This is a genomic window from Streptomyces sp. NPDC000878 (assembly GCF_053599695.1).
This window is the reverse complement of the sequence record NZ_JBSFMT010000028.1, coordinates 39,494-60,123: the sequence shown is the minus strand read 5'-3', so window position 1 is coordinate 60,123 and position 20,630 is coordinate 39,494. Positions and strand designations below refer to the sequence as shown.

The 20,630-nt window shown below is 69.1% G+C and carries 26 protein-coding genes and 1 pseudogene; 10 read left to right on the top strand and 17 right to left on the bottom strand.

What is annotated here, in order from left to right:
* The first annotated feature begins 47 nt into the window (after positions 1–47).
* From ACWDR4_RS24565 to ACWDR4_RS24535, 7 genes are all read left to right on the top strand, one after another.
* Entirely contained in the window at positions 48–641 is a 594-nt protein-coding gene (locus ACWDR4_RS24565) for a WhiB family transcriptional regulator (RefSeq protein WP_450411650.1), read from the top strand.
* On the top strand, positions 638–1,660 hold the full coding sequence (locus ACWDR4_RS24560) for a DUF2637 domain-containing protein (protein ID WP_450411649.1): 1,023 nt from the start codon (positions 638–640) through the stop codon (positions 1,658–1,660). The genes ACWDR4_RS24565 and ACWDR4_RS24560 overlap by 4 nt, the downstream gene beginning before the upstream one ends.
* Before the next feature lie 91 nt (positions 1,661–1,751).
* On the top strand, positions 1,752–1,976 hold the full coding sequence (locus ACWDR4_RS24555) for a hypothetical protein (protein WP_450411647.1): 225 nt from the start codon (positions 1,752–1,754) through the stop codon (positions 1,974–1,976).
* 146 nt (positions 1,977–2,122) lie between these two features.
* Complete coding sequence (locus ACWDR4_RS24550; RefSeq protein WP_450411645.1) at positions 2,123–2,596, top strand: plasmid mobilization protein; 474 nt, start codon at positions 2,123–2,125, stop codon at positions 2,594–2,596.
* A 2-nt stretch (positions 2,597–2,598) separates the two neighbouring features.
* Positions 2,599–4,344 carry a relaxase/mobilization nuclease domain-containing protein gene (locus ACWDR4_RS24545; RefSeq protein ID WP_450411643.1) on the top strand — a complete coding sequence of 582 codons (1,746 nt, stop codon included), beginning with the start codon at positions 2,599–2,601 and terminating at the stop codon, positions 4,342–4,344.
* 66 nt (positions 4,345–4,410) lie between these two features.
* On the top strand, positions 4,411–4,803 hold the full coding sequence (locus ACWDR4_RS24540) for a hypothetical protein (RefSeq protein ID WP_450411641.1): 393 nt from the start codon (positions 4,411–4,413) through the stop codon (positions 4,801–4,803).
* Positions 4,804–5,010: 207 nt separating this feature from the next.
* Complete coding sequence (locus ACWDR4_RS24535; RefSeq protein WP_450411639.1) at positions 5,011–6,534, top strand: hypothetical protein; 1,524 nt, start codon at positions 5,011–5,013, stop codon at positions 6,532–6,534.
* A 98-nt stretch (positions 6,535–6,632) separates the two neighbouring features.
* Here ACWDR4_RS24535 and ACWDR4_RS24530 read toward each other — a convergent pair whose 3' ends face one another.
* The 4 genes from ACWDR4_RS24530 to ACWDR4_RS24515 are packed head-to-tail and all read right to left on the bottom strand — an operon-like array spanning position 6,633 to position 8,047.
* Positions 6,633–7,052, bottom strand: coding sequence for an esterase (locus tag ACWDR4_RS24530; RefSeq protein ID WP_450411637.1), 420 nt, complete (start codon positions 7,050–7,052; stop codon positions 6,633–6,635).
* The gene (locus tag ACWDR4_RS24525; RefSeq protein ID WP_450411635.1) at positions 7,049–7,273 is read right to left on the bottom strand and encodes a hypothetical protein; all 225 of its coding nucleotides are present in this window, start codon (positions 7,271–7,273) and stop codon (positions 7,049–7,051) included. Before ACWDR4_RS24525 ends, ACWDR4_RS24530 begins: the two co-directional genes overlap by 4 nt.
* Positions 7,274–7,322: 49 nt before the next feature.
* Positions 7,323–7,616 (bottom strand): hypothetical protein, encoded by a 294-nt coding sequence (locus ACWDR4_RS24520; protein ID WP_450411633.1) that lies wholly within the window; start codon positions 7,614–7,616, stop codon positions 7,323–7,325.
* Between the two features lie 56 nt (positions 7,617–7,672).
* Positions 7,673–8,047 carry a DUF317 domain-containing protein gene (locus ACWDR4_RS24515; protein WP_450411631.1) on the bottom strand — a complete coding sequence of 125 codons (375 nt, stop codon included), beginning with the start codon at positions 8,045–8,047 and terminating at the stop codon, positions 7,673–7,675.
* Between the two features lie 227 nt (positions 8,048–8,274).
* Between ACWDR4_RS24515 and ACWDR4_RS24510 the strand changes: the two genes are divergently transcribed.
* The 3 genes from ACWDR4_RS24510 (at position 8,275) to ACWDR4_RS24500 (ending at position 10,775) form a co-directional block, all read left to right on the top strand.
* Positions 8,275–8,430, top strand: coding sequence for a hypothetical protein (locus tag ACWDR4_RS24510; RefSeq protein WP_450411629.1), 156 nt, complete (start codon positions 8,275–8,277; stop codon positions 8,428–8,430).
* Between the two features lie 660 nt (positions 8,431–9,090).
* Positions 9,091–10,392: a GNAT family N-acetyltransferase gene (locus tag ACWDR4_RS24505; RefSeq protein ID WP_450411627.1), complete on the top strand. Its 1,302-nt coding sequence runs from the start codon at positions 9,091–9,093 to the stop codon at positions 10,390–10,392.
* A gap of 170 nt (positions 10,393–10,562) precedes the next feature.
* On the top strand, positions 10,563–10,775 hold the full coding sequence (locus ACWDR4_RS24500; RefSeq protein ID WP_450411626.1) for a hypothetical protein: 213 nt from the start codon (positions 10,563–10,565) through the stop codon (positions 10,773–10,775).
* Positions 10,776–10,962: 187 nt separating this feature from the next.
* Here the strand turns inward: ACWDR4_RS24500 and ACWDR4_RS24495 are convergent, their stop codons facing one another.
* The 13 genes and pseudogenes from ACWDR4_RS24495 to ACWDR4_RS24435 form a co-directional block, all read right to left on the bottom strand.
* Positions 10,963–12,063, bottom strand: a complete 1,101-nt coding sequence (locus ACWDR4_RS24495) for a hypothetical protein (protein ID WP_450411624.1) — start codon at positions 12,061–12,063, stop codon at positions 10,963–10,965.
* A gap of 673 nt (positions 12,064–12,736) precedes the next feature.
* Positions 12,737–13,588, bottom strand: a complete 852-nt coding sequence (locus tag ACWDR4_RS24490) for a DUF317 domain-containing protein (RefSeq protein ID WP_450411622.1) — start codon at positions 13,586–13,588, stop codon at positions 12,737–12,739.
* Between the two features lie 30 nt (positions 13,589–13,618).
* Positions 13,619–14,473 carry a DUF317 domain-containing protein gene (locus ACWDR4_RS24485; RefSeq protein WP_450411620.1) on the bottom strand — a complete coding sequence of 285 codons (855 nt, stop codon included), beginning with the start codon at positions 14,471–14,473 and terminating at the stop codon, positions 13,619–13,621.
* A 101-nt stretch (positions 14,474–14,574) separates the two neighbouring features.
* On the bottom strand, positions 14,575–15,369 hold the full coding sequence (locus ACWDR4_RS24480) for a winged helix-turn-helix transcriptional regulator (RefSeq protein ID WP_450411618.1): 795 nt from the start codon (positions 15,367–15,369) through the stop codon (positions 14,575–14,577).
* Positions 15,370–15,400: 31 nt separating this feature from the next.
* Complete coding sequence (locus ACWDR4_RS24475; protein ID WP_450411616.1) at positions 15,401–15,886, bottom strand: type II toxin-antitoxin system RelE family toxin; 486 nt, start codon at positions 15,884–15,886, stop codon at positions 15,401–15,403.
* Positions 15,883–16,692 carry a hypothetical protein gene (locus tag ACWDR4_RS24470; protein ID WP_450411615.1) on the bottom strand — a complete coding sequence of 270 codons (810 nt, stop codon included), beginning with the start codon at positions 16,690–16,692 and terminating at the stop codon, positions 15,883–15,885. The genes ACWDR4_RS24475 and ACWDR4_RS24470 overlap by 4 nt, the downstream gene beginning before the upstream one ends.
* Before the next feature lies 1 nt (position 16,693).
* Positions 16,694–17,305, bottom strand: a complete 612-nt coding sequence (locus tag ACWDR4_RS24465) for a DUF4913 domain-containing protein (protein WP_450411613.1) — start codon at positions 17,303–17,305, stop codon at positions 16,694–16,696.
* Between the two features lie 93 nt (positions 17,306–17,398).
* Positions 17,399–17,734, bottom strand: a complete 336-nt coding sequence (locus tag ACWDR4_RS24460; RefSeq protein WP_450411611.1) for a hypothetical protein — start codon at positions 17,732–17,734, stop codon at positions 17,399–17,401.
* A gap of 336 nt (positions 17,735–18,070) precedes the next feature.
* Positions 18,071–18,322: pseudogene (locus ACWDR4_RS24455) on the bottom strand (DNA cytosine methyltransferase); the annotation flags it as partial.
* On the bottom strand, positions 18,315–18,605 hold the full coding sequence (locus tag ACWDR4_RS24450) for a DNA cytosine methyltransferase (RefSeq protein ID WP_450411609.1): 291 nt from the start codon (positions 18,603–18,605) through the stop codon (positions 18,315–18,317). The gene ACWDR4_RS24450 and the pseudogene ACWDR4_RS24455, both read right to left, overlap by 8 nt.
* Positions 18,595–19,197: a hypothetical protein gene (locus tag ACWDR4_RS24445; protein ID WP_450411607.1), complete on the bottom strand. Its 603-nt coding sequence runs from the start codon at positions 19,195–19,197 to the stop codon at positions 18,595–18,597. The genes ACWDR4_RS24450 and ACWDR4_RS24445 overlap by 11 nt, the downstream gene beginning before the upstream one ends.
* Positions 19,194–20,387 carry a DnaB-like helicase N-terminal domain-containing protein gene (locus tag ACWDR4_RS24440; RefSeq protein ID WP_450411606.1) on the bottom strand — a complete coding sequence of 398 codons (1,194 nt, stop codon included), beginning with the start codon at positions 20,385–20,387 and terminating at the stop codon, positions 19,194–19,196. Before ACWDR4_RS24440 ends, ACWDR4_RS24445 begins: the two co-directional genes overlap by 4 nt.
* On the bottom strand, positions 20,384–20,620 hold the full coding sequence (locus ACWDR4_RS24435) for a hypothetical protein (RefSeq protein WP_450411604.1): 237 nt from the start codon (positions 20,618–20,620) through the stop codon (positions 20,384–20,386). Before ACWDR4_RS24435 ends, ACWDR4_RS24440 begins: the two co-directional genes overlap by 4 nt.
* Between the last annotated feature and the right edge of the window lie 10 nt (positions 20,621–20,630).

The window sequence follows — 20,630 nt, the reverse complement described above, 5'->3', positions numbered from 1 at the left end:
GGGTCGCGTATGCCCAAAACGCGCCCGGGGCGACCGGAGACACCCACATGCACAGCACCGAGAACCAGATGCCGCGCACCCTCGGCGACCTCACCTGGCACGAGAGCGCCGCCTGCCGCTCGACGACTCACCACCAGGTCGACCCGGACCTCTTCTTCCCCGAGCCGGACGAGATGGACCGCATCCGCGCCGCCAAGGCCCTGTGCGCGCAGTGCCCCGTCCGCGCCACCTGCCTCGACGCCGCCCTCGAAAACGGTGACCGCGACGGCATCCGGGGCGGCTTGACCGAAGAGGAACGCGACCCGCTGCACCGCAAGTTCCAAAGCCGTTTCGACTACGCCCGCGTCAACGCCGTGCTGGCCGGTCGCGACATCCACCTCACTCAGGCCGAGCGTGACGCCGTCGTACGCGCCGCCTACCAGGACGAGATGCCGGCCGAACGGCTCGCCTGGCTGCTCAAGGTCACCGAGGAGCACGCCGAGAAGCTCTACCGCCGCACCCGGCGGGAGATCCGCAACCGGGCCGTCGACCAGCAGAAGAAGACGAACAAGGGGAAGAAGAAGCCCAAGAGCCGTACCAAGGTGCTCAAGGCACCCGCAGCGGAGACCCCCGCACGAGGCGACCTCGGGACGGCCGCGTGAGCCAGAACGCGCCGATACCGGCGCGGATCACCGGCTGGGACCGGGCCGCCATCGTCGCCCTCGGCGGCGCAGGCTGCGCGCTCTCGTACGACGCCCTGCAGCAGATGGCCACCGCCATCCACGTCCGAGGCCCCCTCACGTTCGTCTTCCCCCTGGTGATCGACGGCTTCATCGCCTACGGGGTACGCGCCCTCCTGGTCCTGCGCACCGCCTCCTTCGCCGCTCGCCTGTACGTGTGGATGCTGTTCGGCACGGCGACGGCCGCCAGTATCTGGGCCAACGCCCTGCACGCCGTACGCCTCAACCAGCAGAGTCCCGAGGGCGGCGGACTGCGACTCGGCGACGTCACCGTCGGCGCCCTGTCCACCCTCGCCCCGCTAGCCCTGGCTGGAGCCGTCCACCTGTACATCCTCATCGCCCGACGGGTGGCCGAAGCCGGTCACCACGGACACCCGGACACTTTCGGTGTCCGCACCGACCGGATCACCGCTGACCGGCCGGAGACTCCGATCGAGGCGGACGGACACCGGCCGGTCCCGGTCACCTCCGGACACTCGGCCGCCCTCTCCGCCTCGGAGAGCAGCCGTCCTGCGGTTACCTCCGGCCCGGACACGCCGCGGACGCCTGACCGGGAGGAACCGTCCGGACACCCGGAGAGCGCGCCGGAGCAGGAGCCGGCGGACGGCGGAGACGACGCTGACCTGGGCGGACAGCCGGTCAGCAGACCTTCCCCGGTCGCCCGCCTGCGGCTGGCCGCCCCGTCGGTCACCGAGCCGGAGACCGGCCCGGACACCGCCTCGGAGACCTCGGACAACGGCGGCCCGGACACCGCCCCGTCGGCGGACACTCTCCTGCCGATCGCCCGCCAGGCGGTCACCGCAGCAGGCAAGGTCACCCGGGAGGTCGTCGCGGACGCCATTCGCGGACAGGGCAAAACCCTGGCCAACGACCGGCTGACCGCCCTGATGCGCCAGCTCCGCGCCGAGACCGGCCAGGACGCGGTCACCAAGACCGGCTGACCGAACAGCCCGGACCGGCGGGCGGCCAACGGCAACAAGCTGGCCGCCCGCCCCGCACCCCATCACGTTCCACACGCCCCGGAGACAAACGATGCGCACCACACCGGCCACCCCTGCCGAAGCCGACGCCTGGATCACCGTGCTCAGGAAGTACGGACACCTTCACCACGCCGAACCCGGCCCGGACGGCACCTGGACCGTGCAACTGACCCCGACCAGCACGCCCCGCACCCTGCACCACCCGGTCCTCGCCCTCGACTTCGTCGCCGAGGTCCTCCACGACGTGCGCCGTACGAAGGCCCAGACACGCCGATGACACGCCCCGAGTCGGCCGACATCACCTCTGACCTGCAGCAAGACCACTGCCCGACACGCAGCCGAGCAAGCTGTACCTTCCGAAACTCCTTCGCCGCCCAGGGCCGCGAAGGAGTTTCGGAAGGGCTTACCCCCGCCCCAGGTGGGGTGGGGGAGACCGGGCACCAGGGGGTGCCGGGCTCGGAGGCTGCGACCGGGGGCGGATCGCAGCCAGGAGAGGAGCCGAACCCGCTGGCTCCGACGCGTACACGCCCTCGCCTGCGCCAGAGCGTCCACCGCGACCAAGTCCGCAGCGTCCGCCTGACCCAGGACGAACTCGCCCTGGTGAAGCGCACCGCGGAAGCCGTCGGCCTGAAGACCGCCGGGTTCCTCGCCGACGCCGCGGTCGCGGTCGCCCAGGCCCAAGGAGGTGCCCAGCCATGGCTGTTGGACCAGCGCGGCCGAGTCGAAGAACTCATGGCTGCCAGCGCACAGCTCGCCCGCGCCGGCAACAACCTCAACCAGGTGGCCCGCATTCTCAACTCCGGCGGTCAGGTGGAGTACGCGGACGACGCGGTCGCTCGTGTCCTGAGGGCCGCAGACCGGGTCGAGGCCGCCGCGACCGAGATGGCGCGGCGCTGACGGTGGTCCCCGACATCTCCACCGGCAGCCGCACGTACGGACTGCTCAACTACCTCTACGGACCGGGCCGTCGGGACGAGCACACCGACCCGCACCTCGTCGCGTCCTGGATGCCCGGGCTCGCCACCGACCCCGGACGTGACCCGTCCGCCACGCTCAAGCAGCTCACCGACCGACTCGACCTGCCCGTGCTCGCCCTCCCGAAGAACCGCCGTCCGGCCCGGCACGTGTGGCACTGCCCGGTCCGTACGGCGCCCGGCGACCGTCACCTCACCGATGCCGAATGGGCCGAGGTCGCCCGCCGCATCGTCCACACCACCGGCATCGCCGAAGAAGGCGACGACAAGGCATGCCGATGGATCGCCGTACGCCACGCCGACGACCACATCCACCTCGTCGCCACCCTCGTCCGCGAAGACGGCCGCCGCCCCCGCCGCCACCAGGACGGCATCCGCGCCCAGGCCGAATGCCGTGAGATCGAGAAGGAGTTCGGCCTCCAGATCCTCAACGGCGGCGACCGCACGGCCGCCCAGCGCCCCACCAGCGCCGAACGTTCCAAGGCTGAGCGAGCCGGCCGGACCGAGACACCCCGCGAGACGCTGCGGGAGAGCGTCCGCCACGCCCTGGCCGGAGCCGCCAGCGAGGAGGAGTTCTTCCACCGCCTTGCCGAAGCTGGCCTTCGGGTCGAACAACGCATCGCCCCGTCCGGCGACACTCTCGGATACAAGGTCGCCCTCCCCGGCGACCGTAACCGCGACGGCGAACCCGTCTGGTTCTCCGGCTCGAAACTCGCGCCGGACCTCTCCCTCCCCAGGATCCGCCAGCGCCTCGATGCCGGACGACCCGACGACGAGCCCGTCACCGACCATGCCGACGAACGAGAACCTCGCCCGGCCCGCGCCCGACGCCAGGCAGCCCCGGTCGCCGAACGGGCGGTATCGGTCCTCGACGGTGACGACGACGAAGACTCCGCCGCCCAACTCGCTGGCGTCGGCGAACTCCTCGACGCACTCGCCCAGACCGCCCCAGCCTCGACCCGCAAGGAACTCGCCGAGGCCGCACGCGCCTTCGAACGCGCCACCCGCTCCCACATCCGCGCCGAGCGCGCCGACAACCTAGCCATCCGCTCCGCCGCCCGCGGCATCATCCGCGCCGGCAACGCCCTCGGCAAAGGCGAAGACGGCGGCACCACCGCGATGCTCCTGTCCACGATGGTCCTCGTCACCATCGCCGCCGTGCACTGGCACTCCGCCCGCAGCCACGCACAACAGGCAGCAGCCGCCCAACAAGCCGCTCAACACCTGCGCAGCGCCTACCGGTCGGCCGCCGCAGCCCCCATGGGCGTGATGCGCGAGCACGGCCGACTCCTCCCCGAGCCCGTACGACAGAGGTACGCCGGCGCTCTCGAATCCGTCCTGCCGGAGCAGGCCGACTCCGTACGCCGTGAATCGGGATGGGACGCCCTCGCCGCCACCCTGGACCAGGCCGAGCGCGCGGGACACGACCCGGAGGACCTGCTCCAGCGGGCCATCGAATGGCGCGAACTGGACACCGCGGACAACGTCACCGACGTACTCGTCTGGCGACTGCGACGCATCGGCAAACTGCCCGCCACCATGGACTCACCCCATGTCCGTACGAACGCGCGGGCAGCGCAGTCGCGCCCTCACCCGACTCCGCCGCTGGCGCCCGAGACGTTGGCGGAGACCCACCGTGCCGATGTTCGTTCCCGAGGTCCGAGGCGTTGAGCAGCGCAAAGAGCTGGACAACGACGGTCTGCGCCTGTTAGGGCTGATTGAATGGAGAAGGAGACGATGCAGATACTCAACGAAGGCATCCACCCCCAGAGAACCGTTCTGCCGGAGACGGTCCTCGGCGACGACCCCCTGCTACGGCTCCAGCAGGAGACGCAGCTCGGCGACGGCAACATCGGTCTCCGTGCCACCGCCCATCCCGAGGAAATCGTCATCACCGGGATCCCCGTGATGTGCCCGCAGTGCGGCGCCCGGCGTGACTGGATGGTCATCTGCGACCGCAACGAGATCAGCATCCGCTGCCGCTGCGCACACCAGTGGGTCGAGCGCGAACTGACCCGCTCGGACTACGAGGCGATGATCGACGTCGGAGGCCAGGACTACCCGAGCTTGGAGGCCGCAGTTCAGGCCGCGGGCTACGACGGCACGCTCGCTGGCACCTATTTGGCTTAACGAACTGGGAGTACCCCTGTTGGGAGCGGGCCCCCTCAGTCACTGACCTGTCAGCTCCTCTGTCGGTTCAGGGGCCAGGGGACGATCGTCGGATCCGGCTGCCTGGCTCAGTAGTCTGATGGCTGGAGACCGGCGGGTATATCGGCCGCTGCGCGTGAATTTGACCGTCAGCCAAGATTGTCGGCGTCCTCGACTAACGTCGCTCAAATGGAGCACGCGAACCACCCCTATTACAGGACTGACCTCTTCGAGCGGTGCTGCCCTCGGTGTTGCCTGGACGGCCTTAAAGAACGGTCCTGGGAAGCCCAAGATCTCGGGCTGGCCCCAGGGCTGGAAGGGCTGGTTGAGGAGCACTCAGGGGTGGTCGAGGAGCACCTGCTTCTTCTGGCGGCCGACTCTCCGATGCTCGTTTGCCAGCCGCACAGTCGTTCACTGGATTTCGTGGACTGGGCGGCGCAGCTGAGGCAGCCGGACAGGTTCGCGGAGAAGCTCCCAGCCCTGACCGCTCTACTCGTGGGTGTTGCCCGTGCTCGCGATGAGCTGTCCAGGTTCGACCGGGCGGCTCGGGCCGTCCTGGACAAGCTTCGGCGGCACGCGAACGGGGACGGGGCAGACCTGTGGTACCACGTTGCCCTACTCATGGTGGAGAGGACGTCGGTGGCGACGGCAGGGCTGCGAGCCCAGGTGGAGAAGATTGCAAGCCGCCGCCCACGAGCCTGGGCCGTATCCCTCGACTGGTTGTTCGCCGTCGCTACTCAGCTGGATGACCTTGATGTGGTCGTGACGCTGACGCTGGCGCAGACGCGCCCCTCCGTGAGGGCCGCGCTGAAACGGAGCACGCGCAGCGAGATCCCCGCGGTCCGTAGGCGTGCCGCAGGCGTCACGGCGCTCGCCGATGGCAGCAGTCCAATCGAGGAGAAGTTGTTGGACGCGCTCTCGCAGTCGGTCGACGCCCGTCGCCAGGTGTTCCCGCGGCCGCTGGAACATCCCTCCTCGACCTGGCTGTCCAGCTTTGAGCTTGAGGACCTTGTACGCGGTGGCGTGTCTGCAGCCGTCCGGGATTTCACCGTGTTCGTAGCCCAGTCCGGTTCGCAGGATGAGGAGCAACTGACCGCCAGCCTATTGCGGATGCTGGAGAAGCACCTTTCCACCGCGTCCACGGCGGGACGGCGGCTGGCGCCCGGAGCCCCGGAGGTGGAACTGGCCAGCCGGCAGGAGACGAAGCACGCGGAGAAGGGCAATGGCGCGGACGTTGGCATCGTCCTCGATGTCGCGGTTCCGGGGCGGATGACTGCGCGGATCGGCGACCTCGTACAGGTCAAGAAGGCGAAAGCGCTGATCCCCAGCGCGCCGCACCGCGACACCTGGAAGATCGACGACACTCAACTCGCCACCTTGCTCGACCAGAGTGCCACCGCCACCTACTGGCTTATCCCCGACAGCGGCGAGGTCCGGGTCCTGCCAGCAAAGTTCCTGGCCGCCGTGCGGGATGGGAAGACCGGCGGCACGGGTTCGTTCACCGTCGGACACACCGAGATCCGCAACAGCGCCATCGGTCTGGAGCATTACCTGACGGACCTGATCACCGGTCTGTGGCTCGGCAGCGGCGGCAGGCCGCTAGCTGCTGCCAGCGGCCACGATCCGCGAAACCGCCCCACCTTCTTCCTGCGCATTAACGTGACGCTGCCCCTTCTTGACGACCAGTACCGCAGGGGCCCTTTCATCGGATGACTCTGTGGGGACCCGGCGCTCGTCAACGGAGGCCATCGAAGGCCACGAGGGCTGCCCCAACTCTTGGGGCAGCCCTCGTTGTTTGTAGCGATGGATCTTCAGCTGGCGGCCAGGCGGTTGGCGAGGCGCAGTGCATCGGTTGCCACGGTCAGGGCAGCGTGCAAGCCGGTTACCTCGAAGAGCGTTGGATGAACGATGGGTGTCCAGTCACCGTGAAGGTGCGGCCAGTGGGCGAGGAGGACCTCCGCCGAGGCCAGACTGAGGTGAGCGGTCACATTCATTCCATTCCCGAGGCTGGGCTCCCAGCTGAGCAGGATGGAGCCGGGGCGGAGCGGGTTGGGGTCCAGGTCTGTTATCCACATCGTGTGGATCGGCTGGGCGGGATGGGGAGGCACGCTGCCGAGGAGGGCGCCCCGTGCAGATCGAGGCATGGGATGACGGACCAGGTCGCTGAGGATCAGGTCGTGCGAGGAGTTGATCGGCGACGCAGAGGGCTGCGTACGGGGGTGGCAGGTCATACGGCGGCCCAGTCCAGCTGGTTGCGGACGGCGGGCGGCAACACGCCCTCCTGGCCGTTCTCGGCGATGTAGACGGCTCCGCTCGATCCGGTGATCTCCACGATGCGGCCGATACGGTGGGCGTACGGCCAGTCCGGGTTGATGGCGAAGTACGCGGGCAGGTCGGGATCGAAGGTCTGGAGCTGGCGGACCAGCTGGCCGACGGTGAACTCGTAGGGCAAGAAAGCCTCCTGGGCGATGAGGGTGTTGGGCGGGAGCGTGTTGGGCGGTTTAGTCGTCCGCGTCGAGTCGAAGGAGTTCGCGGAGCACGGCGGGGCCCTTCGGCAGTGCGGCGGACTCCGCTTGCTGCTGTTCGGCGCGATGCCGCACGCCTTGTGCGGTGGAGTAGTTCCTTGTGGACGAGCGACTGCTCGTCCAGGTGGAGCAGCTGCACGACGCGATGAAGTGGTCTCGTCCCGTGCATCCCTCGGTGAGCGGCTTGCCGCTTCTGGTGTGCAGGTGTTCCGAAGGACAGACGGTGTTGTCGGCGTGGTACGCGGTCACGGTGATCGAGTGGCGGGGCATGAGGCGGCCTCCGGGACGGAGTTGGGGCAGGTGGTGCGGCAGCTGAGGGTTGGGTGTCAGACGCAGCTGCAGTAACGGGTGGGGAAGGTGACCAGCGCGGCGAGGAACCCGGCTACGGCCTGTGCCGGGGTGTCCGGACCGAAGGTCTGGCGCCAGGCCGTGGTGCCGTCCTTGTCCGTGACGTGGATGTGCCACAGCTCGCCGCGCGCTGCCTCCTGGCTTTCGGGGAGGAAGCCCACGTACACGCGCCGGTCGGGGCTGGAGCAGTGGACGTTGCAGTCCAGGTCGGTGACGACGTCCCATCCCTGGCTCTTGAGGAGGTCGGTGACGGGTCGGGCACAGTGGCATTCGAGAAGCCACTCACGCTCGCCGAGGGCATGCGGAGGAAGCTCGGCCAGGGGCTGGAACGGAGCGGTGGCGGTGAGCGTCACGAACAGAGAACCCTTCGTTGACCTGCGGTTTTTCCGGGCTCCCGTACGTTGACATGGTCTTGGTCGGTGACTCCAGTCGTTGCCCGCGGTGTGCGTCTGCCGTGGGCGAACTGGCCGCGGATGCGACGGCTGATGTCCGTCCAACGCGGAATGAAACGGCCGCTCTATCAGCTGGTGCGGGAGCGGCCGTTCACGGAGCCGAGTGGAGAGAAGGGAAGGAACTGGGTTTGGGCAGTGAGGAGATCCGCGCGCACAACGAGGCTGTCGACGACGTCGAGGCAGCGTCGGTCGGCCGGTCCCGGATGGCCGATGGGCGGCGGATCGAGCTGAGCGTGGAGGAGCTGGCGCGGCTGGTGGACGCCGAGGTCGACGGTTCGCTGTGAGCGGGCCGGCAGGAGCGGGCCGATATCGGCTAACGCCGCGCAGAGCGCGACCTGTTGTGCGGAACGTTTGGGTGCGCCGCGGTGTCGGCGCTCGGCTGGTCCCTTGGCGGTTTCGTCGCCAGCGCGCCGGAGAGTGCCAGGGCCGCCTCGGACCGAGGCTCTGCTGACCGCGTCAACGACCGGGCCAGGCCCTCGGCGAGGTATCCCTCCGATTAGGCGTCGATGATGGACCGAACGGCATGAACGCGGGCCTGGCTGCTTGAGTGAGCGGTCAGCAGATCGGACGAGGAACCGATCCCCTTCAGTCGTGGAACAACGGGACGCGGCCCGGCGGGTGAAGCGGTGAACCCGCTCGCGGTCGTTCGTGATGTCGCTGCCGTCGACCTCCAACGCCCCGCGTATCCGCAGGGCGGCCACGAAGGCAGGGTCGTTCACCTTGCCGTCGCGCAGGTAGGTGTGCAGCTCGTCCAGGGTGTGTCCCCAGGCTGCTTCGATCATCTGGTCGGCGTCCCGCAACGTCCCGGCCCTGTCTGTATGTACGAGGGGAGGTCGCTCCAGCGCCTCTGGCTTGACTCCCTTCGGCTCGCGCTCTTCCCCGAGGCTTGCAGTGACAGGAATGATCAGTCTGATCGATCCGGCTAGAGCCAGGGAGCAGAGTGCATGACTGAGCGGACTTTCCACCTTGTCGATGATCCGAGCAGTCGGGACACCAGGAAGGTCCGGGTTCGGGCCTCTCGCTGGTTCGCCACTGTCCAGCTCGACCGAGATAGTTACGTCGATGCCGAGTCCGCGCGGGGCGGCGAACCAGATCTACCCGCAGACTACGTAGAGGCAGTCGACAAGGCGCGCGATGCGGCAATGGACTGCATTCGGTATGACGGCTTCCGGGGCGCTTTCTACTTCGGGCGCGGCCCTCACTGGATCGATTTGTGCGCTCGTTTTCGAGACGTCGAGGCTACGGTCAAAGCGTTGCGCGCAGCTGAGCTCGAACACGACTACAGCGGACTGCACGCACTCGCCGATCGGCTCGCATTACCCATCGACGAGTGGCTGTCTCCCGGTGAGCGAGAGCTGATCCGCGGAGTGGACTTCGACACACCCCCCGGGGTTTTCTTGAAGTTCCTGCGCCCCAAGGCCACTAAGCGGGGTTTGCGCCTCAACGGTAGGGCGACGGCTGGCAGCGTGTGGGTTCGCCCCACACTGTCCGCGACTCAGAAGCAGATTCGGGAGATGTTCCCCGAACAGCATCCGGGGTGGGTGGACCGCTGGACCGGTTACGTCGAATCAGAGGATGCACCATTCCGGCCTTGGGTGGGAGGCAGCGACGAGGACCTGAGCCGCGGTGCGATCCCAGTTCAATTTCGACAGTTGGAAACAGAGAGTGGCGGTGAGTGCTTGTGCGGAATGCGCCTTCAAGATTTGGGGGATGAAGACAGCGTCCACCGCGTACATCATGTGAATTGGGCGCTAGGCGTTCGGGTGCCGAAAAGCCTTGACTGGTGGGGTGATCTGGTAGTGGTTACCACTCAGTCGCCCATTTCGTGGCGCAAGTTGGCCTATCAGGTGGCACGCATGCCGCAGAGGGAAGACAACTACGACTTCCCGTCGTGGTCCCACATGGGCGAGCCCGAGGCGACTTCGGACAGCTATCGCGCGTATCTGTTGAAAGTGGACGAGCGCATCGTCGGTTACGTGGCCGCTCACGACACTACCGAGCACCGTCGTTGGGATTTGGCCGACGGGTCCAAGTACGGAGTGGAGGACGCCACCCTGCGCCCCCGAATCATCCTCATTTGGGTAGCAGACGCCTACCGACACCGCGGCATTGGCGCCACGCTCGTGCAGGCACTCGCCACCGACTTTGGATGCAAGGTTGCGGATGTGTCCTGGTCGACTCCCGTAAGCGCTGCGGGCCGACGCCTTGCTTGCCGACTCTCACCCGACGGCATCTGGGTCAGTTGAACGGCCTTGCAGCGCATGGGCCTGCACTGGCGGACGGCAGGCGGGAGAATCGCCACCGCTCTAGGAGAGATGCGGGGGAGCGGGGCGCTGATCTGGAGCTTTGATACCTGGTCGGGTCACCGAGAACTCGACCGCGAGGCAACCCCCTTGACAGTGGCTGACCTTTGAATATGGCACGACTGTCGCCGGTCCTGCACTGGCCCTTCGAAGGGCCGCACGGCGTCGCCGACCACGAGCTGCTGTCTGGGCCGCTGCGGATCGCCGGAGACTGGGAGAACCGCATCGAGGTGGACCAGGACGACGAGGCCGTGGTCGGGCGGGTAGCGGTGAGCATGCTACGCGCAGCGCTCGACGATGGGCTCGGGGCGGCGCCGGCGGCCTGATGGCCACCGGTCTGCGGGCGGCTGCGAGGACGGGCTGGTGGCTGTGAGTATCCTCCCGGCTGGCCCGCCCAAGTGCCCGTACGCGTATGCCAGGACCTACGGGCACTTGTACTGCCAGCAAGCCGCTGGTCATGCCGGTGACCAGGCGGCATAGCCGCTCGTCCCTGCCACCCATGACGGGCCGCCGTCAGGGCCTGGCGGACTGGATCGCCTCCTGCAGGTTGCTCACGGCCCGCTCAGCGTGCGCGCGGACGCTGTCCCAGGCAGCGGTGAAGTCGCGGACCGGGAAGCGCAGCCCAAGCGCATGGTGGGCGATGGCGAGTTCCGGCCGCGGCTTGGGGTGGATGGCGGAGTTGCGGATGACACGGATCTGGTCCAGGAGCTGCACGGCCTGGTGGACCGCGTTGCGGTCGAGCGCCGGCAGCTTGTCGGCGAGATGTTCCTCCAGGCGCAGCAGGCCCGAGCCCGGGGTGCGGCCGGGAACCTTGAAGTCGCGCAGGATGTCGGTCAGGACGACCAGCCCGGAGTTGTAGGCCCCTTCGTCGTCGACGTCCAGGGCGAGGAGGCTGGAGCGGTCCATGGGTGGCGGGACGACCAGGGCTTCGCCGAAGACCAGCTCGTAGGTGACGTCGAGGAAGTTCAGCGCGCGCAACAGGGCGCGCGGCTCGGTGAAGGACAGCGCCTCCGGCGGCGCGGGCGGCGACAGATGGGCGGCGACGTCGGCGAGGTAGAGGCCGAGGGTGTCGCAGTCCGCGGACGGCAGCTCGCCGAGCCGGCCGGTAAGGGCCGTCTTGTTGAAGCGGATGCCGGGCCACTCGCGGTCGGCGATCTGCGCCATGCGCTCCACAAGGGGACCAGCGCCGTCGATCTCCTTCAGGACGTCGCCGAGGTTCACGTCGATATTGGGCAGGTCGAAGGGGCTGTCGAGGATCTTGTCCTGCTCCCAGGTCATCTGCTGCAAGTACGCCAGCAGGCCGCGGGCGAGGAGGCGGGCCATCTGGTCGTGCTGCAGGTGGTAGAGCCCGGCCATAGTCAGGTACACCGGCCCGTCGGACTGCGGGGTGGAGCCGTGCGCCCACCACCCGACGGCCCGATAGCCGTCTGAGACCTGGTCCTGGCCGATCACGGGGAAGCTGTAGAGGACCTTGGCGGCGTCGTGGCCGTTCTTGCGCATGCGGTAGGAGACGTAGAAAAAGTTGGGGAAGCGCTCGTGTTCGACGAACGTCGTCCACACGATGTCGAGGAGGAGCCGTTGCTCCTCGGTGAGCGGGTCTGTCAAGGCGGCCATGGCGTCTTCCTCCAGGTGGGCAACAGGCCAGGATAGAGGGGCAGCCCAGCCCGGGGCACGCGCGTTTCGTGTTCGCGGGCGCTGGCCTGGTCGGCGTGCTGGGGATGCCCGCACGACCGTTCTGCAGGGCATCCTGACCGCGTGGTGCGTCGGCGACCCGCAGGAGCAGGAAAGCCGCAGCTAGATCAATCTCACCGGGATCCCCTGCACCTCAACTACTCACACCGGGAGAGCCAGCCAGGTCCAGGGGCGGGCGAGCTGTTCAGGCTGGCCGAAGCCCAGCGCAACGCGCCGCCGAAGGCATCCTTGACCGCTCGACACGGCCCGCACACTCCACAAGCGGGCGACCCTGGTCGGCAGGACACGCAACGCTTGTTGAAACTCCCCGCTCCGTTGAACGACGGAGTGAATGAGGCGACGAGCGGCACTGGCCGATTCCAGAGATTCTCAGCACGTTCAAGCTCGTGTCCCTCGGAGGCCGCCACCGCGTGATCACGGCTTCGCTGGTGCGTCTGCTCGAAGGCACCTGACTGGGAGATGACCATGCCTCGCATGCGTTGGCCGAACTGGTCGGTGACGGCTATGACCCTGATCCGGGTGTCTGTCGGCGGGGGCTGGTGGAACCGGTGAGTGGACTCCCGGTGACGTGGCTGCCCTTTGCGGGGTGCGGCGGTCATCGACGCCGGAAGGTGCGGACAGGAAGGGCGGCGCTGGGACCGGGTGCTGTCGCGACCGTGGCGGCACGCACCACGGTCCGGGGGATGGTGGTGCGTGCCCGGGCGGCGGAGGCTCGACGGACATCCAGAGGGGTTGGCACGGGCGGTGTGACCGGAGTGATCCGGGCGGAGCCACGGTTTCGGGCAGGAACTTCGGGCGTGTACCGGAGCACGGGCGCGGGGTCCGCCAGGCGCGCGGTGGTCGCCGCGATCAGGTGGATGGGCGTGCGGGAGGTGAAGGACGCGTACCAGCGTGAGCGGTAGCCGTCCTGGCCGCCCCACAGGAGCCACCGGTGTTCGTCGCCCCGCAGTTCAGCGTCAGGGCCGGGGAGCTGGCGAGAGTAGGTGAGTCCGGCAAGTTGGTCGGGGGCGGTGCACACGGTTGCGGCCCAGCTGTCCGTGCGTGTCCACCCTGCTTCCGCGAGGGGACGCAGGGCCTCGTCGATCGGATAGGCCTTGCGTGCCTGGTAGTTGTCCGCGCCCTTGGTGTAGCCGCTGGCGAGGGCGGTGGTGAAGGCGGTCACCAGTTCGGTGGGGGTGGGCGAGTCGAAGGTGGCCATCCAGCGCGGAGGCCCGAAGGGATCGGCGTGGACGGCGATTTTCCACAGCGTGTAGTCCGGCCCTTCGGGGAGGTAGCCGAGGCGTATGTGCCGCTGCGGCGAGGAGACGTACACGTTCGCCAGCTCGTCGGAGTGGAGGTCGAAGTCGTGGTCGAGGAGGGGCGCGAGGGCGGGGTCGCCGGTGAAGGTGGAGCCGGCGAGGTAGAGGGGCGAGACGTACAGGTCCCCGTCGGGGGAGGTGTTCGGCACGGTGGAACTCCAGGACTGAGGGGAGGAGCGTCAGCGCTGCCGTCGGGGTCCGGCGTGCGTGGCGAGCGTGGGCGGCGCGGCCGGGGGCGCAGCGACGGGCATTGCCTGGGCGTGCGCGTTGCGGGCGAGCGCCGCTGCGGAGCGCGAATTGGGCTGGTTCGTGTCCCTGCGGGTGACCGATACCAGTGAGCGGTGGCGGTCGGGAATCTGGTCCGTGACGCGGGGCACGGGGGTGGGGTCTGTGAACACGGCGGTCGCGGCCGTAATGAGGTGCTGCGGGGTGTACTGGCTGAAGAAGGCCTGCCAACTCGGCGTGTACACGGGGTTGGTGCCGGCGGACATGCGCCACGTCGACTTCTCGGGCGTGAGCAACTCGTCGTATTCGTGGAGCCAGCCGACGCGCATCTGGTAGGCCGCGTGGCCGTCGGGCGAGACGCTACGGAAGGGCCGGGAGCCGTGGACCGGCTCCCACCGGTGGCGGGCGATCAGGGACGCGGGGCTGGTGCCGGTGTGGTGCCTGCCGCCGCTGAGGTGGTCGGCGAAGTTGTTGTGCAGTCCGTCGACGAGGGTCTTGGTGAACGTGGCCACGATCTCGTGGGGTGTGTTGCGGTCGAACGTGGTGATCCAGTCGGGGACGCCGAGCGGGTCTTCTGCGTAGGAGATGGTCCACCCGCCGTAGAAGCTCTCCACGGGGTTCGCGACGCGTACGCGCTGGCACGGGCTGGTGAAGTAGGTGTCGGTGCCGAAGGCGACGGTCTTTGTCCAACTGGGAGCGAGGTCGAGGGTGTTGAAGATGCTGTGGCTGTCGCCTGGACCGGCGAGATAGCCGGGGCTGACCAGGACGTCGACGTTCGGGTCGAGAGCGAGGGAATCAAGGCTGGGCATGCGGGAGCCTTCGGGTGGTGGTGCGCGGCTGGCTGGGCGGATCGTGTTCGGGAGCACGCGGGCACGATCTCGGCGGAGGGATCTGGTTGAGGGCACGGGATTCACCTGGTCCGGGGCGGCTGGGAGAGTGCGGTGAGATGGGCCGGGACGCGTGGCTGGGGGTGGGGAGCGTGAGAGAACAGCTCGGCGGAAGCCGAAGGGCTACGGCGCACGGCCGCGCTCGCCCAGGTCGCCTGATGAACGGTCGAGCTGTGCTGGCCGGAGCGAGTTGCTGCCGGGCGCGCGCGGTGGGAGAACTCTGCGAGTTCGGTGTACACGGGCGCGAGTCCGTGAGCCGCGGACGTCAGGCGGCATTCGGCGCCTCGGCCGGAGAAGGGGCTCGTGCGGGTGATGAGCTGGTCGGTGACGAGCTGTTGGACGCGGTAGTGGAAGGAACCGGTGGCGAGTCCGGCTTCGTTTCGCAGCACACCGCTGGGAAGGGGGCCGTGCTGCGCGAGGGCATGGAGGACGTCGACCGTGCCCTTTCCACGAAGTCGGCCGAGGGCGTCCTCCGCGCGCTCCGCCTCGGCGACCGACGACTTGTTGTCGCTGAGGTGGGCGCGGTGCCAGGTGGTGAGCGCGCGGTGGGCGTGCTGCGTGGTGCGGCCGAGCGGGGTGAGGTCGTACACCCCGAACTGCGGTCGCTCCAGGAGGCTGCTCGTCTGCATGCGGCGCACGATCTGGGCCATGGCCTGGACTCCGACCCACGGTAGTGCGGAGTTGATGTCGGCCAGGCGCATGGGGCCGTGGTGCTGGATGGTCTGCAGGGTCCAGGTGGTCCAACGGGGCGAGAGGCGGTTGACGGCCTGGTTGACGAGTTCGGTGGGAGGGGCGGGCGTGCGGGAGAGGTCGGGCACGGTGGGTTCTCCGAAAGGTGTCTGAGCGCCGTCAGCGGGACCGCGCGGCGCGTTCTGACGTCGTACGCGTCGTAGCGGTGGTCGGTGCCGCAGGCGCCTGGGCGTTGGTGGTGGCAGGCCCGCCGTGGCGGTGCGGGGAGCGGGCCCTGGCCGCCTGGGCACGCCGGCCGAGCGGGGACACGGCGGTGGCCTCCCGCTCGCGCTCCAGTCGAAGGGCCGCAGTGCGGTAGGCAGCCTGGTCCTGCCGCTCGCCGACGGCCAGGAGGTAGATCTCCCGTTTGTGCTGCGAGGAGGCGGGAGCATCCCGGTACTGGATGACCAGCCGCCAGCGGGTCTCGGGATCGACATAGACCTTGTGGCAGCCCGCCAGTTCGCGCTGCAGGGCGGCGCCGCGTTCGTTGCCGTGGACCAGGTGCTGCAGTTCGAGCAGGGCCAGGTCGCGGATGGTCTCCGGTACGGCACGCAGGTCGGCGAGGGCCTCGGGATGGGCGGCGAAGGCGTACCGCGCCCGGCTCATCGCGTACCCCCACGGGAGCGGGTCGGGGCAGGCTCTCCTGCTGACCGCGGTGGTGACACGGGCGCCGGAGCTACGGCGAGGCCGTTGCCTGTGACCGTGGAGCGGGCGCGGGCGGCTGACGTTCGGCGGCCGACAACTCCCTGTGGGTCAGGTGCCAGAGGCAGCGGCGACTCCCGCTCCATGATCCACGTGTCGGCCTCCTCGGCGCTGGTGAAGGCGCCTTCCCGCACGGTGTAGGAGCGCAGGTCCCTGGTCGTCTCTTCGAGGAAGAGGCGGTACGGAGTGCGCGCGGAATCGGGGTGGCTGTCGTAGACGAGGGTGCGTACCTCGACGCCGAAGTCGAACGAGCCCGGGTTGTCGGTGTAGTGGTCGAGGACCTCGTACCGGTCGCCGGAGTTGGTTCGGAGCAGGTCCTCAAGGCGTGCTGTGAGCGCGTCGGCGGGCCGGGGTCCGTGGGGGCTGGATGCTTCGGCGGCTTCCTGCGGGCAGCCCTGGCGTTTCAGCCAGTTCTGCGCGAGCGGAGCGACTGGGTGGCGCTCGGACGTGAAGTCGAATGTGCGCTGCTCGACGTCTCGGGTGATGTGCACCGCAACGTACTCCGCCGTCCCGGGGATGTCCCAGATCGCGGACTGGTCGTACAGCAGCAGGTAGCTGTCGCGGCCATCCGCGCGGTGATGCGCGGCGAGGGTGATGAACAGGCCGTGCGCGAGCATGGTGAAAGCGAAGTCATCGCGGATCTGCTCGGTGGCGGCTTCGAAGCCGTCGACCTGGTAGTCCGGCGTAGGGAGTTCGTACGTGGGGGCCATCTCAGACTCCGGCGGGCTCGGGGGAGGCCAGCAGCCGGTGGTGGGGTCGGGCCGCACTGGTGGTGCAGGCCCCGAACGGCCCGTCCGGGGTGCGGAGTTGGAGCAGAGCCGGGTCGAGGTGGTCGCGGTGCCAGGTGGAGGGACCGGTGAGGCCGGCCTGGGCGTCGGTGAGCTGCTGCCAGGCGAGCCACAGGGCGTGCAGCCGGGCGACGGCCTCGGGGTGCTCCTGCCACTGCCGACACCATGGGCGGCCGGTGGTGATCTCCCGTCCGTAGACCGGCAGGAGCAGGTCGTGCACCCAGTTCGTCAGCGCGGCCAGTTCCACGGCGTACGCCTTGGGGCCGAGCGCCAGGATGAAGACGGAGGTCGGCCCGTCCTCCGCGGGTGTGTGGGGATTACCTTCTGCTGCGGCGGAGGCGGATGCCGTGCTGCCAAGGTGAGCGGCATCGGCCTGTTCGCTGACCTGCGGAGACGGCTGGTCGTCGGTGAGCCGGGCGAGGGTCTCGCCCTGTTTGCGGCTCTCGGTGACGAGGCGGGTGACCGTGGCGACGAGGTCGTCCAGGTCGTGGTCCGGTATGCGCACCGGCTTGCTCTCGTGGGCGGGTTCAGACATGGCTACCCCTGTGCAGGATCTGGTGGGTGGGGTGTCGAGGTTCCGGAGAAACCGGGGTTTGGCCCGGCCGTGAAACGGGTGTAGAAGCGCAGCTCAACGCGGTGCGCGATGGCGGCAGGCGGGAGGAGGCGGCGCCAGGAGTTCCAGCGCGCGGGCGGCCTGTTGCGGCACAACTCCGTTGCCCAGAGCGGTCAGTTGGGCGGGGCGTCCCAGGCCGGGTGTGTCGGTCACCCAACCGGGAGGGAGGCCTTGCATCCACTCCACGAACAGCGGGCTCAGGCGGCCCGCGTCGTCGGTCGGCCGTGGCGCGGGACGGGTGAGGCCTTCCCAGCGGGCGATGGCGGCGGCGTACGGGCCCCAGGTCTCGGTCCGTCCTCCTCGGACGCCGGATCCCCGAACAGCGGCAGCGGCTGAGCGAATGGCGTCCAACTCGCGGCTCCCTTGCGCCGACCCGTCGTACGGGTGAGGTCCGCGTTCGTGGTGGGCCGTAGGCGCGCCGCAGCTGAGGGCAGGGTCAAGTCCCCGTTGCCGTGGCGCTGGTTGGGCGAACCCTTCGTACCGTCCGAGGCTTTCGGGGTGGGCAGGAGCCACTCGACCTCGTCCGCCAGGTTCGGGCCGTGGCCGCCCTGCTTGCGTTTCGCCGGGTGCTGACTGCCGCCGTTGGCCCCCAAATTGCTGGTCGGCGTCTTGAGCAGGGGCGATCCGTCCGGTGGGCCAGGCGGTGAGGAAGATCCGCTCCCGGCGGTGCGGGGCTCCGACGTCAGCGGCGCGAAGCACGCACCAGCGCGCATCGAACCGGAGGTCGGCCAGGGAGCCAAGTACGGCACCGAGTGCGCGCACAGCAGGCTGACCTGCGGTGTCTCCCAGACACCACGGGCAGAGTTCCACGTCGCCAGGGGAACCGGCGGGCGAGGTGAGGAGCCCTCGGACATTCTCGATCACCACCAGGCAGGGGTTGAGGGCTTCGACGGCGCGGACGATGTGGTGCCAGATCCCGGACCGGGTGCCATCAGCCAGTCCGGCTCGGCGGCCGGCGACGGAGACGTCTTTGGCAGGGGAAGCCGGCCGTCAGGACGCACACCTGCGGGACTTCGGCCCAGTTCACAGCCGTGATGTCGCCGAGATTGGGCACGGTCGGCCAGTGTCGGGACAGGATCCGGGCCGGTCCCGGGTCGATCTCGGCATGCCAGGCGATCGTTCCGCCGAGGACTGCCTGGACGCCGAGATCCAGACCTCCGTACCCGGAGCACAGACTCCCGATCGACGGCTGGGGCGGTGTCGTCGGGAGGTCAGCGCGCACGGCGGGACACCGGCATGTAGGCGAGACGGATCGGCTCGGTCGCGGGGAGCTTCGCCGGGACGCGGTAGATCGAGTTCGCTGGGCGTGCCGATCGGCTCAGCGCGGCGAGAACACGGGGTGGGGTGCCGTCGATCCCGTCGGCAGCGCGCCGCAGCGTGACGAAGGTTTCCTGCAGTGAGTCCACCGTGAGGTCCAGCCGGTCCTGTGCGACGTTGAAGGCGGCCTGGCGGGCATCGCGCAGATCTGCCGAGGCTGGGGCCTCCGCGTACCTGCGCAGGAATCCGAGCTGTTCGAAGGCATCGGTGAAGTTGGTCATGGCGCGTCCCGCCGGGGCGCACGCACTGGTGTAGGCGGCGATGACCGGGCCGAAGTCGAGTCCCGGGTCGTCGGCGGTGGCGCGGAAGAGGACCTCGTCGGACAGGTCCTTCACCAGTCCTGCCAGTGCGCCGAGATGACGGGAAGCGGGCGCAAGGCCGGGCAGGGAGCTCTGCGTGTAGGACCGGACCATTTCGGAGCGGAGCATCTCGAACTCCCGGGCCACCGCGTAGAGTTCGTCCTTCTCCAGGCCCGCGCGGCCGGTGTGGTCGGTCACGACGGACTCCGATGGTTGTGTCGGTCGGGAGACGAGGCGCAGGAGGGCGCGACCGGCGCCGAGGGGGCCGGGGTAGCCGCGAGGTGGCTGCGGGCTCGGGCCGCATCGATACGGGCGGCCGGCGGCGAGGTACCTGGCTCGCTGGTCCGCCGCGGCGGCTCGGGTTCGGCTTCGTGTGTGAGGCGCAAGCGGCGGCGTACGTCGTCCAACGGACCGAGGGCGTGCAGGGCGTAGCCGATCAGCCGCCCCGGGGCCAGGGACTCGTTGTCCGCGAGCGCGCGCACCTGCCGGGCGGAGGCTGCGGCCGTACGGACGAGCGAGGCCTGGACGACTTGTCCGCCGAAGTGCTCGGCCACACCGGAGAGGGACAGCGGATCGCAGATCCGCAGGACGCGTTCGGCGTCGAGCGTTCCGTCGGACAGCGCACCCCGGCGCTGCGTCTCCCACAACACGGTCAGCTGATCGATGGGTTCGCCCCGGTGGTGCAGGGCGCCCAGGGCGCGGTAGATCTGCTGATGGCCGATGTCCGCAAAGTCGCCGGGATGCAGCCAGCCGACGACGTCGAGCAGTTGCGCGGGCCGGGCGCTGATGCAGCCGAGAAGGAACTCCTCGTCGGCGAGGACCTGTTCGTCGACGGGCTGCGGCTGTGGCTGTGGCTGTGGGGAGGACAACGTGTCTGGCGCCGGAGGCTGTACCGGTCGAGGCTCGGTTCCCCACCGGTGGGCGAGGTCGGCGAGGACGTCGGACAGGATCTGGGCGTGACGGACAGTCTCTTCGACTCCGCCGCGAACGGCGTCGGCACGAGCGGCCTGGTGGAGGCGGATCGCGTGCTGGGTGACGCTGCGGTGGATGGCGCCCTCCAGAACCATCCGCCCGTAGACAGGCGCATGGGTGGTTCGCGGGCATGCGGCGATCAAGGAATGGGCGTACGGCGCGGTGAGCCCACGGGTCCGGGTGCCGGCCTCCTGCACCGTGTCCGTCACCCAGGACAGCGGGATCGGGTCTCCACTCTTCGCCGCTGTGGCCGGGTGACCGTCGGCACGGAGCTTGAGCATCGCGGCGTAGAGGGCGGCGTGCGCCGGACGGGAGAAGTGATCGGGCCGCAGCCAGGGCGAGAGATGGTCGAGCTGGCCGGGGTCGAGGAAGACCGAGCCCAGGACCGCTTGCTCGGCCTGGATGAGCGGCGTCACCGTCGGTCCTTGCGTACGGCCGTGCGCTCGGTGCGCAGTTTCGCGATGGCGCGGTCGGCGGCGGCCATGTCGGCGGCGAAGTGGTTCAGTTCGCCGGTGAAGTCGGGGTCCGAGGCCGGGACGGTGCCGGTCGGGGTGACCAGCCACCAGTGGCCGTCGCGGCGTACGGCGGGAGTGCCGGCAAACCGTTCGGACGGGCGGACGGATGCCCAGGTCGGTACGGAGTGGGACATGAGAACACCT